The sequence below is a fragment of the Rhodoluna sp. genome (assembly GCF_049276775.1).
Classification (GTDB): Bacteria; Actinomycetota; Actinomycetes; order Actinomycetales; family Microbacteriaceae; genus Rhodoluna.
In genome coordinates this window covers 1-15,272 of sequence record NZ_JBASXC010000027.1, presented here as the reverse complement: position 1 = coordinate 15,272, position 15,272 = coordinate 1, and the positions used below count along the sequence as shown (strand labels likewise).

General features: G+C 52.4%; 16 protein-coding genes. 12 read left to right on the top strand and 4 right to left on the bottom strand.

The features are described 5' to 3' along the window. The 8 genes from WAO31_RS02260 to pknB all read left to right on the top strand — a co-directional run. A partial coding sequence (locus WAO31_RS02260) for a pyridoxal 5'-phosphate synthase (protein ID WP_509589723.1) occupies positions 1-396 on the top strand: 396 nt, incomplete at its 5' end. Between the two features lie 91 nt (positions 397-487). After that, on the top strand, positions 488-1,156 hold the full coding sequence (locus WAO31_RS02255) for an FHA domain-containing protein (protein ID WP_509589719.1): 669 nt from the start codon (positions 488-490) through the stop codon (positions 1,154-1,156). After that, entirely contained in the window at positions 1,153-1,641 is a 489-nt protein-coding gene (locus WAO31_RS02250; RefSeq protein ID WP_509589709.1) for an FHA domain-containing protein FhaB/FipA, read from the top strand. The genes WAO31_RS02255 and WAO31_RS02250 overlap by 4 nt, the downstream gene beginning before the upstream one ends. A gap of 4 nt (positions 1,642-1,645) precedes the next feature. Then, positions 1,646-2,890: a PP2C family protein-serine/threonine phosphatase gene (locus tag WAO31_RS02245; protein WP_509589707.1), complete on the top strand. Its 1,245-nt coding sequence runs from the start codon at positions 1,646-1,648 to the stop codon at positions 2,888-2,890. Continuing rightward, the gene (locus tag WAO31_RS02240) at positions 2,890-4,266 is read left to right on the top strand and encodes an FtsW/RodA/SpoVE family cell cycle protein (RefSeq protein ID WP_509589706.1); all 1,377 of its coding nucleotides are present in this window, start codon (positions 2,890-2,892) and stop codon (positions 4,264-4,266) included. Before WAO31_RS02245 ends, WAO31_RS02240 begins: the two co-directional genes overlap by 1 nt. Next, complete coding sequence (locus tag WAO31_RS02235; RefSeq protein ID WP_509589704.1) at positions 4,263-5,711, top strand: peptidoglycan D,D-transpeptidase FtsI family protein; 1,449 nt, start codon at positions 4,263-4,265, stop codon at positions 5,709-5,711. Before WAO31_RS02240 ends, WAO31_RS02235 begins: the two co-directional genes overlap by 4 nt. Then, positions 5,711-7,171, top strand: a complete 1,461-nt coding sequence (locus tag WAO31_RS02230) for a protein kinase domain-containing protein (protein WP_509589702.1) — start codon at positions 5,711-5,713, stop codon at positions 7,169-7,171. The genes WAO31_RS02235 and WAO31_RS02230 overlap by 1 nt, the downstream gene beginning before the upstream one ends. 42 nt (positions 7,172-7,213) lie before the next feature. Further along, the gene (pknB, locus tag WAO31_RS02225; protein ID WP_509589699.1) at positions 7,214-8,995 is read left to right on the top strand and encodes a Stk1 family PASTA domain-containing Ser/Thr kinase; all 1,782 of its coding nucleotides are present in this window, start codon (positions 7,214-7,216) and stop codon (positions 8,993-8,995) included. Here pknB and WAO31_RS02220 read toward each other — a convergent pair. Continuing rightward, positions 8,992-9,627 (bottom strand): anthranilate synthase component II, encoded by a 636-nt coding sequence (locus WAO31_RS02220; protein ID WP_509589697.1) that lies wholly within the window; start codon positions 9,625-9,627, stop codon positions 8,992-8,994. The two genes, pknB and WAO31_RS02220, sit on opposite strands and share 4 nt — an antisense overlap. Positions 9,628-9,658: 31 nt before the next feature. Here WAO31_RS02220 and WAO31_RS02215 point away from each other — a divergent pair, with 31 nt between their 5' ends. Then, on the top strand, positions 9,659-9,928 hold the full coding sequence (locus WAO31_RS02215; RefSeq protein ID WP_509589694.1) for a cell division protein CrgA: 270 nt from the start codon (positions 9,659-9,661) through the stop codon (positions 9,926-9,928). A gap of 5 nt (positions 9,929-9,933) precedes the next feature. Here the strand turns inward: WAO31_RS02215 and WAO31_RS02210 are convergent, their stop codons facing one another. Together WAO31_RS02210 and WAO31_RS02205 are read right to left on the bottom strand one after the other, a co-directional pair. Then, the gene (locus WAO31_RS02210) at positions 9,934-10,584 is read right to left on the bottom strand and encodes a rhomboid family intramembrane serine protease (RefSeq protein WP_509589692.1); all 651 of its coding nucleotides are present in this window, start codon (positions 10,582-10,584) and stop codon (positions 9,934-9,936) included. Positions 10,585-10,600: 16 nt separating this feature from the next. Then, positions 10,601-11,131: a peptidylprolyl isomerase gene (locus WAO31_RS02205; RefSeq protein ID WP_509589690.1), complete on the bottom strand. Its 531-nt coding sequence runs from the start codon at positions 11,129-11,131 to the stop codon at positions 10,601-10,603. Between the two features lie 15 nt (positions 11,132-11,146). Here WAO31_RS02205 and WAO31_RS02200 point away from each other — a divergent pair, with 15 nt between their 5' ends. Genes WAO31_RS02200 through WAO31_RS02190 form a run of 3 tightly spaced genes read left to right on the top strand, consistent with a single transcriptional unit; the run spans position 11,147 to position 13,696 of the window. Next, positions 11,147-12,208 carry a DNA methyltransferase family protein gene (locus tag WAO31_RS02200; protein WP_509589687.1) on the top strand — a complete coding sequence of 354 codons (1,062 nt, stop codon included), beginning with the start codon at positions 11,147-11,149 and terminating at the stop codon, positions 12,206-12,208. 7 nt (positions 12,209-12,215) lie between these two features. Beyond that, complete coding sequence (locus tag WAO31_RS02195; RefSeq protein WP_509589685.1) at positions 12,216-12,923, top strand: ABC transporter ATP-binding protein; 708 nt, start codon at positions 12,216-12,218, stop codon at positions 12,921-12,923. Next, positions 12,920-13,696, top strand: coding sequence for an ABC transporter permease (locus WAO31_RS02190; protein WP_509589682.1), 777 nt, complete (start codon positions 12,920-12,922; stop codon positions 13,694-13,696). The genes WAO31_RS02195 and WAO31_RS02190 overlap by 4 nt, the downstream gene beginning before the upstream one ends. A gap of 29 nt (positions 13,697-13,725) precedes the next feature. Here WAO31_RS02190 and hutH read toward each other — a convergent pair whose 3' ends face one another. After that, positions 13,726-15,234, bottom strand: a complete 1,509-nt coding sequence (hutH, locus tag WAO31_RS02185; RefSeq protein WP_509589726.1) for a histidine ammonia-lyase — start codon at positions 15,232-15,234, stop codon at positions 13,726-13,728. Positions 15,235-15,272 lie beyond the last annotated feature (38 nt).

Sequence of the window (15,272 nt, the reverse complement as noted above, 5' to 3'; positions counted from 1 at the left end):
GAATTAAACAACAAGGTCAGCGGTGTCTTTGGCTGGTATTCGATGTATCGACAGGTTCTGATTCAAGGGGTTGCTCAAAAAGTAGATCCTTCCGAATCTGATGAATATCACGCGTCGAGACCTCACGATTCCCAGGTTGCGGCCTGGTCCTCCAAACAATCCAGCCCAATCGAATCAAGGCAGGCCCTTGATGCCCAATTTGACGAAGCCCTGAAGCGCTTCGAGGGAGCTGAAGTCCCAAGACCTGAGTTTTGGGGTGGATATCGAATCATTCCTTCCCGAATTGAGTTCTGGAAGGGAAGATCTAACCGGATGCACGACCGGATTGAGTTTTTTAGAACATTGAGTAAAGACGGCTCCCACGGGCCTTGGGTAAGTCAGAGGTTGCAGCCCTAAAGCACATTGTTTGCTCTAAGGGCAATGCCCAACCCCTTATTTGTTGGGGCCGCCGATAAACTTGTATTTCGCCACCAAACAAGGGACTCGCTTGGGCTTCATAGATAAATTCGAGAAGACACTAGAAAAGAAGGTCACCGGCCTATTTTCTAAGACTTTCAAATCTGGCCTAGAGCCAGTCGAAATAGCCTCAGCCATCAAGCAGGAGATGGATGCCAAGGCGTCCATCTTGAGCCGTGACCGCATCCTTGTCCCTAACTCTTATCTTGTTGCCCTAAGCCCCCAAGATCACCAGAAGCTTTTGAACCTCGGTGAACCGCTGCTCGACGAGCTACGAAACTTAGCTTCGGAGCACGCCCAGAAACAGGGCTTCCAGTTCGGCGAGGTTCTAGAGATCAAGCTTTTGGCCTCCCCGAGCCTGGCCCTTGGCCAGCTCGAGGTTTCCTCGGAGGCCAAGAAACTAGATGTTGTCTGGGTTCCGGTGCTTTCCATAAACGGTGTTTCCCACGAGATATCAAAGGCTCGGACCACCGTGGGAAGAGACCAAGCGGCAGATCTTCAAATCGGGGACAATGGTCTTAGCCGGAAGCACTTCGAGATTCTCTGGGATGGCCAAAGAGCTGCCGTTCGAGACTTGGGTTCCACCAATGGAACCAAGGTGCTTGGGAAAAAAATTGACCAGCTGACAATTTCTTCCGGCACGGTAGTTTCAGCCGGTCGAACAGACTTCTTATTTAGTGTGATTGCGAGGGCCAAGTGAGTGAGCTAGCGCTATTTCTTGTCCGCACCGGATTCCTGGTATTGCTCTGGGTATTTATATTCAGCATCATCTCCGTTATCCGTGCCGACCTGTTTGGCCAAAAAGTAGTCTCCCGTGTTGCCCAGGCCAATGTCCCGGCAGTATTTTCAGGGCCAACCTCAACAAACGGTGACACCACCAAACAACCAGAGCTGAAGGCAACCAAGCTGGTTGTCACCGAAGGTGACAAAGCCGGAACCGAGATTGCTCTTGCCGGAAGACAGCTCACCATCGGTCGAGCCGGCGATAGCGATCTGATCGTCGATGACGAATACGCCTCGACCCACCACGCCAAGCTCGTTTTTATTAACGGCGACTGGCTAATCCAAGATCTTGATTCCACCAACGGAACTTTCCTTGAGGGGCAAAAAGTCGGAACCCCGATGACCGTCTCGATGAACACCCAGGTTCGCGTCGGTCAAACCACCTTTGAGCTGAGGGCGTAGCTTCTTGGCTCTCAAAACTATTTCCTACGCTGCAAGCGATGTTGGAAAGATCAGATCCTCCAACCAGGACTCCGGCTACGCCGGAGTCAATCTCTTTCTAGTTGCCGACGGCATGGGCGGTCACGCCGGAGGAGACATCGCCTCGGCTATCACCGCTCAGCACGTAGCTCTTGCCGATGAGCCGGCAGAGTCGGCTCAAGATGCCGAGCAAAGACTCATTGACTTTATTTGGCAGGCCAACGAAAAACTCGGGGTCTCGGTTGCCGAGCATTCCGACCTTGCCGGTATGGGAACCACCTTCTCTGGGATTCTGGTTCACGGAACCAAAGTTTCCATTGGGCACATTGGTGACTCGAGGGTTTATCTCGCGCGCGATGGAATCGTGAAGCAAATCACTTCTGATCACACCTTCGTTCAAAGACTTGTTGACACCGGCCGCATCACCGAAGAGGAAGCATTGGTTCACCCGAGAAGAAGCGTTCTGATGCGCGTGCTCGGAGATGTTGAGCAGTTTCCCGAAATAGACGTTGACACTTTTGAAACCAAACCGGGTGACCGCTGGATGGTTTGTAGCGATGGGCTGTCGGGAGTTGTTCCCGAAGGCATCATGCACCGCATCTTGCTTTCTAAGTCAACCGCCAAAGAAGCAACCGAACTCCTGGTTGGCGAGGCCCTGGAGTATGGTGCACCTGATAACGTCACGGTGGTCTTGGTTGACATCGTTGAGAGCAGCGAAGAACTTCAGTCGAGCCCCTCTCGAACATTCGTTGGTTCTGCCGCAAGTGAGGTAGTGATCGAGGACCGCAGGGGCCGAAGAATCCTTCGCGTACTAAACCCAATGACGCTGATCGACATGCTCTCAAAGCCTGAGGACCCCGCGCGCTTCGCACCTGAGTCAGAAGAACTACTTGAGAAGATATTGAAAGAGACCAAGGGTCGAATCAGAAACCGAAGGCTCCGTCAGATTGCAACCTATCTTTTGGTGATTGGTGTCGCGAGCTACGGGCTATACCTTGGCTACGAATACACCCAGACCAGATTCTTTGTTGGAGTCAACGACGGAGTCGTTGTCATCTATAAGGGCATCAAGGAAGAACTCGGCCCATTCAAGTTCTCTAGTGTCTACGAGCTATCAAACATCACTGTCGAATCCTTGACCGACTTCCAGCGCGAAGCGCTGGAGCGATCAATCGACGCTGAAAACCTTGATGACGCAAGGCGCATCCTCGACCAGCTCGGGGGCAACTAGTGAACGCCCTAACCGAAGCCCTCCAGATCTCAAAGCTAATCAAGGTAATCCCCAGAAGCAGAAACCTAGAAGCGCTGCTGCTGTTTTTTGCAGCCGGGCTAAATGCATTTGAGCTTGCTCAAATTCAGCTTTCAATTATTGAAAAGATGACTCTGGATCTTTTCACCTACTGGATACCTCCGGTGCTGTTTGCTTTTGTTCTGCACATGATCCTTCGAAGAAGGGCCTCCGAGGCGGACCCTCTTATCTTGCCTATTGCCGTGGCCCTAAACGGCCTCGGAATAGCAATGATTTACCGACTGGATCTTGCAACCATCGCCTCGGGTGGTGCCGAGCTATTTGCCTTTAGGCAGGTGATGTGGACGGCGTTGGCTATGGCGTTTGCAGCCATAGTGATCTTGTATATCCCAAGCCAGCTGTTTTTGCGAAGGTATGTCTATACCGCGATGGCGGCTGGCATCTTGCTTCTTTTGCTCCCTCTTGTTCCGGTTATTGGAACCACCATCAACGGAGCAACTCTTTGGATTTCCCTGTTTGGCGTGACGTTCCAGCCGGGTGAAATAGCCAAGATCGCACTGATTGTTTTCTTTGCCGGATATCTTGTGAACCGCAAGGATTCCCTAGCGGTGGTGGGAAAAAAGATTTTCGGTATTCGAATTCCGAGGGGTCGCGAGCTCGGTCCAATTCTTTTGATCTGGCTAGCCAGCATCGGGGTCCTCGTTTTGCAGCGTGATCTTGGAACCAGCATTTTGTATTTCGGACTCTTTCTTGTGATGATCTACGTCGCAACCGGAAGGGCCTTCTACGCCGGCATCGGAGTTGCGATGTTGATAACCGGTGGACTAGTTGCCTCAAGAGTTTTGGACTACGTCTCACGTCGGTTCGATGCTTGGCTTAACCCCTTCGATCGCGACAACTACGACGCGGTTGGTGGAAGCTACCAAATTGTTCAGGGTATCTTCGGTATGGCAAACGGTGGACTGTTTGGTTCGGGTCTTGGCGGCGGTGTCCCGCAACTTGTTCCCCTCGCCGAGAGTGACTTTATTATTGCGAGCCTTGCCGAAGAGCTTGGCCTAATTGGCTTCTTCGCCATCTTGGCGCTTTACTTTCTGCTGGTCTCTCGGGGACTAAAGGTTGCCTTTAGGCACTCTGATGAATTCGCCAAGCTCATGGCGGTTGGTTTTTCTTTCGTTATTGCGCTCCAGTTATTTGTTGTGATCGGCGGAGTGACGAGAATTCTTCCCCTCACGGGACTCACCACACCCTTCCTGGCAGCCGGTGGTTCCTCACTACTTGCCAACTGGATCATCATCGCGATGCTGCTAAGGCTTTCTGATTCTGCGGCCGATCGTCAGACCGAGGTGCTACCTCGATGATCAAAGAGCTAAAGAGGGTCTCGCTGGTTGTTGCCGGGATGTTCCTGAGTTTATTTATGGCCGCAACTTTATTGCAGGCTGTGAACACTGAAGCTCTTGCTGATGATCCGAGAAACGTTAGAAACATATACGAAAGCTATAAGACTCAGCGCGGACCAATCCTGGTCGATGGCAAGGCCATCGCGAGTTCAATCCCTTCCGATAACGCCTACCGCTACCTGCGGGTCTATGAAAATGAGATTTACTCGGGTGTCACTGGGTTCTTCTCCGTCTTCCGTGGTGCAACCGGAATTGAATCGGCGGCTAACTCTTATCTTTCCGGCCAAAGCTCTTCGCAGTTTTTTGAACAGGTCAACGCTGTTCTATCCGGGAACCCCGTCACGGGAGCTGCGGTTGAGCTAACCCTCGACCCGGTTCTTCAGCAGGCCGCCTGGGATGCTCTTGGTAGCTACCGGGGCGCCCTGATTGCAATTGACCCAAACACCGGAAACATTCTGGCAATGGTTTCAAAGCCGGGCTTTGATGCCAACGAGATCGCGGGTCACTCCAGCAAAAAAGTCACCGAGAATTACGATGCACTTCAGGATGATGAAGCTAACCCGCTGATAAATAAAACCATCGGCGGAGATCTTTACCACCCGGGATCGGTATTCAAACTTGTGGTGGCGGCAGCTGCTCTGGAGTCCGGCGAATACACCAACCAGTCCACCTTCGATAACCCGGTCTCGGTTCAGCTTCCAAACTCAACCTCCGAGGTTTTCAACTCTTCCAGAAACGCCTGCGGCAGCAAAACTGACGTCACTCTTATTTACGCAATGCGCTTTAGCTGCAACGTGCCCTTTGTTGAGTTGGGTCTTGCACTTGGACAGGACAGGCTTCGCGCTCAAGCAGAACTGTTTGGCTTTGGCAAAGAAATCAGAGTGCCGATGCTCGCCACCCCGAGCATCTTCCCCGAAGAAATGGATGATGCCCAGCTTGGACTTTCATCCTTCGGTCAGTATGACGTTCGAGTATCGCCCCTCCAGATGGCCCTTATCTCGGCCAGCATCGCCAACGGTGGCCTGATGATGCAACCAAACCTAATTGAGAGCGTCATTAGCCCAAACCTCTCTGTCATTGCCGCCCCCCAGCCCGAGGTCCTAGCTCAACCAATCACCGCGGCAACAGCCGATTCGATCAAGAAGATGATGGTGCAATCTGTTGCCAGGGGCGTTTCAAGCAACGCCTCGGTGTCTGGTTTCAAGGTCGCAGGTAAGACTGGAACTGCTGAAAACGGGCCCGATGAACGGGTGACCCTCTGGTTCACAGGTTTTGCCCCGGCTGCAAACCCAAGAGTTGCAATTGCCCTTGTGATCGAGGACGGCGGAGGCCGTGATTCGGGAGTTAGTGGCAACGCAACTGCAGCCCCGGTTGCGAGGTCGTTCTTCCAGGCGGTGCTTCGCTAGTGAAACCAGAAGCTGGACAGATATACGGCGACCGATACAAACTTGTCGATCGCATCGCGATCGGCGGTATGGGTGAGGTATGGCGAGCCCATGACCAGGTAATCCTTCGGGATGTTGCCATCAAGATCCTTAAACCTGAGTTCATGGGCGACCCTGGCTTTCTCGAAAGGTTCCGCGTTGAGGCTCGTCACGCCGCACGTGTTGACCACGTCGGCATAGCCGACGTCTATGACTACGGCGAGGGCTCGGGCTCGGCTTATCTGGTTATGGAACTGGTCTCCGGTGATTCGCTGGCGCGGATAATCGAAAAACGTATTCGCCTAACCGGTGTAGAAGTTTTGTCAATAGTTGAGCAAACCGCGAAGGCTCTGCACGCAGCTCACGAGGACGGCCTCGTCCACCGCGATGTGAAGCCGGGAAATCTTTTGATTACCCCAAGTGGCAAAGTGAAGATCACCGACTTCGGTATTGCTAGGGTTGCCGACCAGGTTGCGCTTACCGCAACCGGTCAGGTGATGGGAACGGTTCAGTATCTAGCTCCTGAGCAGGCAACCGGAAAACCCGCAACACCTTCAACCGATATTTACTCGCTGGGTATTGTGGCGTACGAAGCACTAACCGGAAGAAGACCTTTCACCGGTGAATCGCAGATGGTTATCGCGATGGCACAAATCAATGACAAGCCACCGGCGATGGGCGATGACATCGACAAGCGCGTGCAGGAACTGGTTTTATCCTGCCTCGCCAAAAAACCCAATCAGCGGCCAGGATCCGCGCTTGATCTTTCCAACCGCGCCAGGGCGCTAAGACTGCAGCTTGAGGGAGTTTCACCAACCGAGGTATTCAATCAAGATCAAGCTCCCACCGTTAAGGCTAGAAAGGTCGAGGACGACCCCAAGACCGAGCCTGCCGAGAAGCTACCAATTATTTGGCCATGGCTTGCTCTGATTGGACTTTTATTTGCCGCGGCCGCCGGTGTCATGATTGCAATTGTCTTCTCCCTGATAGCCGAGCAAGAATCCACCTCAACTATTCCAACCTTTGAACCAACAGTTGCTCCAACCGAAACCGTGACAGAAGAACCGGTCCAAACCGCTGTTGTTTTGCTCACCGATGTCATCGGCAAGAACGTTGCCGATGCATCCATCTTCCTAAAAGAACGGGGTCTGCTTGTTGATGCAGTTCCCGGTGAAGCCCTAGACCCAGCAGATCCTCGCATCTTGACTGTTTACCGAGCCGACGGCCTGGGACAGGTTCCAATTGGCTCAACGGTGAAGATTTTCTATTACATCCAGCAGGGGGCAGGTCCTGACCCTTCGCCCACCCCGCCAACTGAAGAACCAGAGCCAGATGGTTCGATACCTATTCCACTTCCAAACACAACGGGTTCACCATTGCCAACTCCAACTCCAACAACGACCACACCAACTCCAACTGAAGGTACGGGCGGAACGAATTGATGGAGGGGTTATATTTGAAATTGAGAACGGGGAATAAAGACATTGTCTGAACAGGAAAGAGTGCTGGCCGGCCGCTACCAGGTTGGCGAAATCATTGGCCGTGGGGGTATGGCCGATGTCTTCGAAGGCGTTGATCTTCGCCTCGGACGAAAGATCGCCATCAAACTCCTAAAGTCCGACCTCGCGAACGACGAGAGCTTTGAGTCACGCTTTGCTCAGGAAGCTCAGGCATCAGCCAAGATGGCTCACCCAACCATCGTCCGTATCTATGACGCCGGCGAAGAGACCTCCACAGACTCGAACGGCAACCAGCGTAAGACCCCCTTTATTGTCATGGAATACGTGCGTGGCAAGCTCCTTCGAGATCTAATGCACGAGCGGAAGCTCACCCTTGGCGAAGCCGTCGGCTACGCCAAGCAGGTTCTAACCGCGCTCGAGTATTCACACAAAGCCGGAATCATTCACCGCGACATCAAAGCCTCAAACATCATGGTGACCCAAGAAGGACAGGTCAAAGTCATGGACTTTGGCATTGCCCGCGCAATCTCTGACTCATCCGCAACGCAGGCACACACCTCAGGCATTGTTGGAACCGCTCAGTACTTCTCACCCGAGCAGGCAAGGGGTGAGGCGGTTGATGCCAGAACTGACCTTTACTCGACCGGCGTTTTACTATACGAAATGTTCGCGGGGCGTCCGCCTTTCAAGGGTGACACCGCGGTATCGGTTGCCTACCAGCACGTCAGTGAGAAAGTCACTTTGCCTTCAGAGCACAACCCGGAACTCACCCCCGAGCTTGATCAGGTTGTTCTGAACGCTCTGGCTAAAGACCGCGACGAAAGATTCCAAACTGCGGAAGAATTCCGCGAGCACCTAATGGCGGCAGCCAACGGCCAGGCCCTAACCAAAGCACCGGCCAAAACCAAGCCGGTCCCAGTTGCCCCTCAACCAACTGAAGTTCTGCAGGCTGCACCAACGGAAGTTATCGGTGAGATTCAACCGGATGAGTTCTTCAAAGAACTCGGTGTTGATTTCAAATCAGACCCTCAAACCGGCGGAAACCAATTTCAAAAAGCGGCGCGGAGCGACCGCCCATCCCCGGGGTTGATGTGGGGGGTTGGTTCCGGTGCCGCTGTGGTGCTTGTTGGATTAATCATTTGGCTACTGACCCTGGGCGGATCCTTCCAGCCCCTTACCCCACCTGCAACCACGGGCATCCTGGTTGCCGATGTCTCGGGAGCACTGTTTGATGACGGAGCCCAAACTCTAAGAGATCAAGGGCTTCTCGTTCTAAGACTCACCGAGTCAAGCGACGATGTTGAGCCAGGTTTTATTATCCGAACCGATCCTGTTGCGGGAACCGAAGTTCCCGAGCGGACCACCATCGAGGTAGTTGTTTCCTCCGGAAAACTTGAAGCAACTGTGCCATTTTTATCCGGTCTAACCGAAGAGGCAGCAAGAGCTGCCCTCGAGGGAGTTGGACTCGTGCTTGGAGTAATTACACCGGGCAACTCTGCAACCGTTGAGCAAGGGTTGGTAATCGAATCGGTTCCCGCGGCCAACGAAAGAATTGTTGAGGGATCGGTTGTGAACCTATTGGTCTCCGACGGTCAGGTTCAGGTTCCAAACGTTAGAAACTTGAGCGTCTCCGATGCCCAGCGAATCATGCAGGCACCTGAGGTTGGTTTTACCGTTGTGGTTGAACAGCCTCTTGACTGCTTGGGAACGGTTGGAACAATTGTTGAAAACCAGTCGATTGAACCGGGTCTTGCCGATCAGCGCTCGAGCATTACGCTAACGCTGAACTGCGTTCCCTCTACTTAGAGGTTCACCATCGGAGAAAGCGATTTGGCTTTCTCCGCTGCTCCCTTGAGCCCCAGTGACTCGAGCCAGTTGCCGAGCATCTGGTAGCCACCTTCTGTTAAGACACTCTCCGGGTGAAACTGAACACCGTAAATAGGTTTGGTTTTGTGCTGCAGACCCATGATCACGCCGCCCTTAGTTCTTGAAGTCACAACCAAGTCTTTCGGGACGGTGCCATCAAGTACCGCGAGGGAGTGGTATCTGGTTGCCTTGAAAGACTTGGGGACATCTTTGAAAATCATGCTGTTGTCGTGCTCGACCTCTGAGGTTTTACCGTGCATCAGCTCTTCGGCGGACTGAACGGTTGCACCCATCGCCTCGGCTATTGCCTGGTGGCCCAGGCAAACACCAAAAACTGGTTGATTGGTTTCCAGGGCTTGCTTGACTACCCCAATGCTGAGTCCCGCATCTGCTGGGGTTCCGGGTCCCGGAGAGATTAAAACCCCGTCGTATTTGGCCATCAGGGCTGGAAGCGCTGATGGCTCGACGGCGTCGTTTCTCATTACGTCGGTTTCGGCTCCCAACTGCTGCAGGTAGCCATTTAGCGTATAAACGAAGCTGTCGTAGTTATCCAGCACGAGGATCTTGGTCATTTGTATAAAGCCTAGTTGTAGAATTGAACCCATGTCTGAACTAAATAATCTGCCAAACCAAAAGCCAGCCAAGCCATCAAAGAACGAGGGTGAGTCTGGAGATTCTCTAAACCCGATCTGGTTTAAGCCAGTGATGTTTGGCTTCATGCTGGTTGGTCTTTTGTGGATCATCACTTACTACGTCACCAGCGCCCAGTTCCCCCTCGGAGCCGCAACTCCTCTAAACCTTCAGAACTGGAACATCCTGATTGGTTTTGGAATTGCGATGATCGGCTTCATGATGTCGACCCGCTGGAAATAGATTAGTCAGAAACCAAACGGCAACCGGAAGATGACTCCGGCCACGGTTATCAAGACAATCAGACCAACCACCCCAAGCACCTGAATCTTTTGGGCCAAGCCCGATTTATACCTGGTCCTTGCGTAAACTGCCGTCACGGCCATTCCGGCCAATAATCCTCCAAGGTGTCCCTGCCAAGAGATACCTGGAACTATAAATCCAAAAGCGAGATTCACGGCTATCAGCCCAACCAGTAAACCTGAGTTATCGCCGATAGCTCGGAGCATGATCAGGTAAGCGCCCATCAAACCGAAGAAAGCCCCGGAGGCGCCAACAACAGGAATTACCGGCTCCGATAACCAGAGCACCGCGGCAGAGCCGCCGAAGATAGAAATTAGATATAGAGCCAAAAACCTTGAGCGGCCTAGCATCGGTTCGATGATTCGACCGAAGATATAAATCGAATAGATGTTGATCAGGATGTGCCAAAAGCTATCGGGCGAGTGAACAAAGCCAGCGGTGAGCATTCGCCAGGGCTCTAGCACCGTAAGAAGTGGTGCGTAGAACATGGCCGTGGTGACGCTGGAGCCCGGAATCACCTGCAAAAGCCAAATGACCAAATTGATCATTATCAGCGAGATGGTTATTCTCGGCTGATCCGATTTCAATCTGGCCATTTGGTTTTTGTAAAACCTAAGCTGCTACAACGTCGATGGACTCGATGACCACATCGTCTAGTGGCTTATCTTGAGGCCCGGTCTCAACGGCCTGAATCTTGTCTACAACCTTTCGAGAATCTGGATCAACGACTTCACCGAAGACGGTGTGCTTCCCAAACAACCAGGTGGTTGGCACGGTGGTGATAAACCACTGCGAACCGTTGGTGCCAGGTCCTGCGTTTGCCATGGCGAGCTTGTAAGGCTCATTGAAGGTTAGCTCCGGGTGAATCTCGTCATCGAAGTTATAGCCTGGTCCACCCATACCGGTTCCGGTTGGGTCACCGCCCTGAAGCATGAAGTCAGGAATAATTCGGTGGAAGATCACGCCGTTATACAAAGGTGTCCCTTTAGGCTGTGGTCCGCGGTTTGGATGAGTCCATTCGATGGAACCATCTGCAAGACCGATGAAGTTCTCAACGGTCTTGGGTGCGTGTAGAGCAAAAAGGTTTACCTTGATGCTTCCTAGGTTGGTTTTGATTGTCGCTACATGAGTATGTGAAGTCATGGTTACTATTGTGCCATGAGTTCAATAAGGCCGCTTGGCCGCATGCTGGTGTCTAAAGCAAGAAATAGAACGGTTGAGATAGACGCAAAAAAAGTATCGCTTGGCTCTTTTTATACGACCCAATCCGGCTGGCTCACCCCTGAAGTCACTAAGTTTCTTGAGAAAGCCCTGAAAAACTCTAATGGATTCCTACTTGATCCCTTCGCGGGCGATGGTCACCTCCTTGATGCCGTTAGGGAAAACAAAACGATAAGAAACAAAGTGGTCAAAGCCTCTGGCTTTGACATCCAAGGTGCAACTTGGCCCATCAACGACTCACTGCTAGAGATTCCAAACAAAGAACGTGCGGTGATTGTGACAAACCCTCCGTACCTTGCCAACCACTCCGCTAAGCGCAAAGGGGTTTCTTCCCTAGTTTCAAAATACTTCGAACGTTCGACCCAAAAGAACCTGTATATGATCGCCCTAGAGAATTGCCTAGCATCCGCCGACTACGTTGTTGCAATCATTCCTGAAACTTTTTTACTTTCTTCTTTTCCAAAAGATCGTCTTGAGCTTGCGGTGGTTATCCAAGCAGAGTTATTTGGTGATACCGATGCTCCGGCATTGGTTGCCTGCTTTGGGAAAGATGAGCGCAAAGCTGCGCACGTCTTCACCGGCAACCAGAGCATCGGCCAACTGAGTGACATCCTTGCGCTCAGAGAATCAACTGCACCAAAGCAAAGAATTGTTTTCAATGACCCGAAGGGCCGAATCGGCCTTCGGGCGGTTGATGGAAGCGACGGCAAATCACCAATCGAGTTTGTGGCCGCTTCGAGTTTTGCCTATCCCGCGGAGTCGGTAGTTGTATCTTCGAGGCTCATGACCTACATAGAACTCCCTGAGCTTTCGGACGGCGCCATGACTAGAGTAATAAATGAAGCTAATCGAGACCTAAATCGAATTAGAGTCACCTCGGGAGATTTGGTTTTAGCTCCCTTCAAGGGCAACGACAAAGCTGGAAGGCGCCGAAGGCGCCTAGACTATAAGCTTGCGAGAAAGATATTGAACCAAGCGGTTGAGGAAACAAGAAAGTAGTGGAGTAGTGGCGGCAATAGAGTTTCTAGACCTCGGTAAGAAGTACGGCAAGGTTCGCTCGGTTCGAAAGCTAACGGCGAGTATTGCCGAGGGGCGAATCACCGGACTTTTGGGCCCAAATGGGGCCGGTAAGTCAACGTCACTTCGCTGCCTGCTAGGGCTTGCCAAGCCGACCTCCGGTGGAGCCAAAATCTTAGGTGTTCAATACAAGGAGCTTAAGAATCCGCTCTCCCAAATCGGAGCTGTCCTAGATTCCCGAGGTTTTCACGGAGGGCTAAGTGGGAGACAGAACCTAAAAGTCATGGCCGCTGCCGCCAAGATCAAAGACACGAGAGTTGACGAGGTCTTGAAGTTGGTTGACCTGGAAGCTGCTGCCAACAAAAAAGCTAAGAGCTACTCGCTCGGCATGAAGCAAAGGCTTTCTCTAGCCGGAGCACTCCTTGGAGACCCCAAAGTCTTAATTCTCGATGAGCCGGCAAACGGTCTAGACCCAATCGGCATTGCGTGGCTTCGTGGATTCCTTAGAACACTTGCGGACGAAGGAAAGACCATCTTGGTCTCCTCCCATCAGCTGGCTGAAATGCAGACCACTGTTGACGATGTCCTCATCATCAACCACGGCCTGCTTATGGCGCAAGGCGGCATGAAGGAAATCATCGGTGAGGGATCGCTCGAGGAGGCATTCCTGAAGCTCACCGCGGGAGGCGCACGATGAATCTAGTCAAAGCGGAACTCAGAAAGCTTGTTTATTCGCGTTCAACCTACGGTTTATTGCTTGCGAGCATCTTTGTTGCGGTCCTAAGCGTCGTTGCCACACCAATCGTGATCGCACAAGACGAGAGTGGTCTGTTTGGTTCTTTGGAGCAACAGGCGATGGTTGATGGCGTCTACTTGAATGCCATCAGCTCCTATATTTTTGCAATAATCCTTGGCATCCTGATTATGTCGGGTGAGTTTCGTCACGGGACTGCGGTTGCAACATTCCTCGCATCCCCGAAGCGAGCAAGGGTTTTGTTTGTGAAGCTCGGGGTAGCTGCATTTGCTGGAACACTATTTCAGATTATTTCCGTAGCGGCTTCAGTTGCCGCGGGATTTGTGACTCTTTCTTTTTATGAAGACGCGGTCGAGCCAAGTGACCAGGTGTTCCTGAATCTAGGGATTGCGGCAGTTCTTTCGGGAGCCATCCTGGGACTGGTTGGCGTGGCAGTTGGATCGCTAATTAGAAACCAATTGATTGCGATTGTTTCAACACTTGTCTGGCTGTTTGTTATCGAGCCGATTATTCTTTTGGTCATTGTGGATGCTGGAAAGTGGCTCCCAACCGGTGCAATCGGTGGAATGCTCGCAATCGAGTTCGAATCCGAGGCTCTCGGCGTATCAACCGCAGACTACCTAAGCCCAGGGTTATCAGCGTTGGTTCTATTGGGTTATGGCGCGATATTCACAGTTGTTGCACTTGTCACAAGCATGAGACGAGACATCGACTAGTTCTGAGTCTGAAAAGCCGAACTAACTGCTTAGAGTTTCACCAGTCCCACTTCACTTGCCAAAAGCCTCTCTGCACTCTCGAGCTCGGGAGCCAAGAAACGGTCTGGTCCAACCCCCGGAACTTCTTTACGAAGTTTAGCGAGCATGGCCGAGGTTTTAGGGGCAGGCTTTAGCGGAGCTCGCATCTCAATTCCCCTGGCTGCTGTCACGAGTTCGATTGCGAGTACCCGGCGCAAGTTATCAACCACTTTGCGAAGCTTTCTTCCTGCGTGCCAGCCCATCGAGACGTGATCTTCCTGCATCGCTGATGAAGGAATAGAGTCAACGCTTGCCGGAACAGAAAGCCTCTTGTTTTCAGAAACCAGGCCGGCTTGGGTGTATTGAGCGATCATCAAACCCGAATCAACTCCAGCATCCTCTGCCAGGAAGGGATTTAGTCCGTGCGAGCGGAACTTGTCCAAAAACCGATCGGTTCTTCTTTCAGAGATTGAGGATAAATCAGTAGCGGCAATTGCAAGAAAATCAAGCACGTATCCAACCGGCGCACCGTGGAAGTTTCCGTTCGAGGTGACCTCACCGGATTCCAAAACCACGGGGTTATCAACCGTTGCTGCAAGCTCGCGGGTTGCAACTAGAGATGCGTGCGTGATGGTGTCACGCACCGCACCTGCCACCTGCGGGGCGCAACGAAGCGAGTATGCGTCCTGAACTCGGTCGTCACCGTCTCTATGGGAGGCAACTATTTCAGACCCCTTGAGGGCATCGAACATATTTGCAGCACTCTGTGCTTGGCCCGGGTGTGGACGAAGTGGTTTGTGAAGCTCTGCTCTAAAGACCTGATCGGTTCCCATAAGTCCCTCGACACTCATCGCCGCAATGAGATCTGCCTGGTCAACGAGCTTGTTCAGATCATGCAGTGCAAGAATCAGCATGCCGAGCATGCCATCTGTTCCGTTGATTAGCGCAAGGCCCTCTTTTTCGCGCAGCTCAATAGGGGTGATCCCGGCAGCTGCCAGTAGCTCTGCAACTGGCTTTTCTATTCCGTCTGGTCCGGTGGCTCTTCCCTCACCCATTAGAACAAGTGCGCAGTGGGCAAGAGGGGCCAAATCGCCACTGCAACCCAAGGAGCCATACTCGTGAACAATTGGCGTGATTCCCGAATTCAGAAGTTCCGCATAGGTTGTTGCAAGCTCGGGCCTAACCCCGGTTCGACCACTCACTAGGGTCTTCAGGCGAAGAAGCATCAGAGCTCGAACAACTTCTTTTTCAACTGGTTCTCCCATGCCTGCGGCATGGGAGCGAATCAAAGACTTCTGCAGCTGCACACGATCCTCTGGAGCGATGTGCCGATTGGCTAGTGCACCAAAGCCGGTTGAGATTCCATAGACGGGGGTTTCGGAAGCAGCTAAGGATTCGATGTGAGCGCGGGTGGCCGCCATCTTCTCGAGGGCCTCTTTGGCAATCTCGATCTTTGCGCTATTTCTTGCAACCTCAACCACCTGTTGCATGGTTAGTCCGCTCGAACCTAGTGTGATCATTTCTTGCTTCCGTTCTGGTTTTGATAAATCGTTTGTCC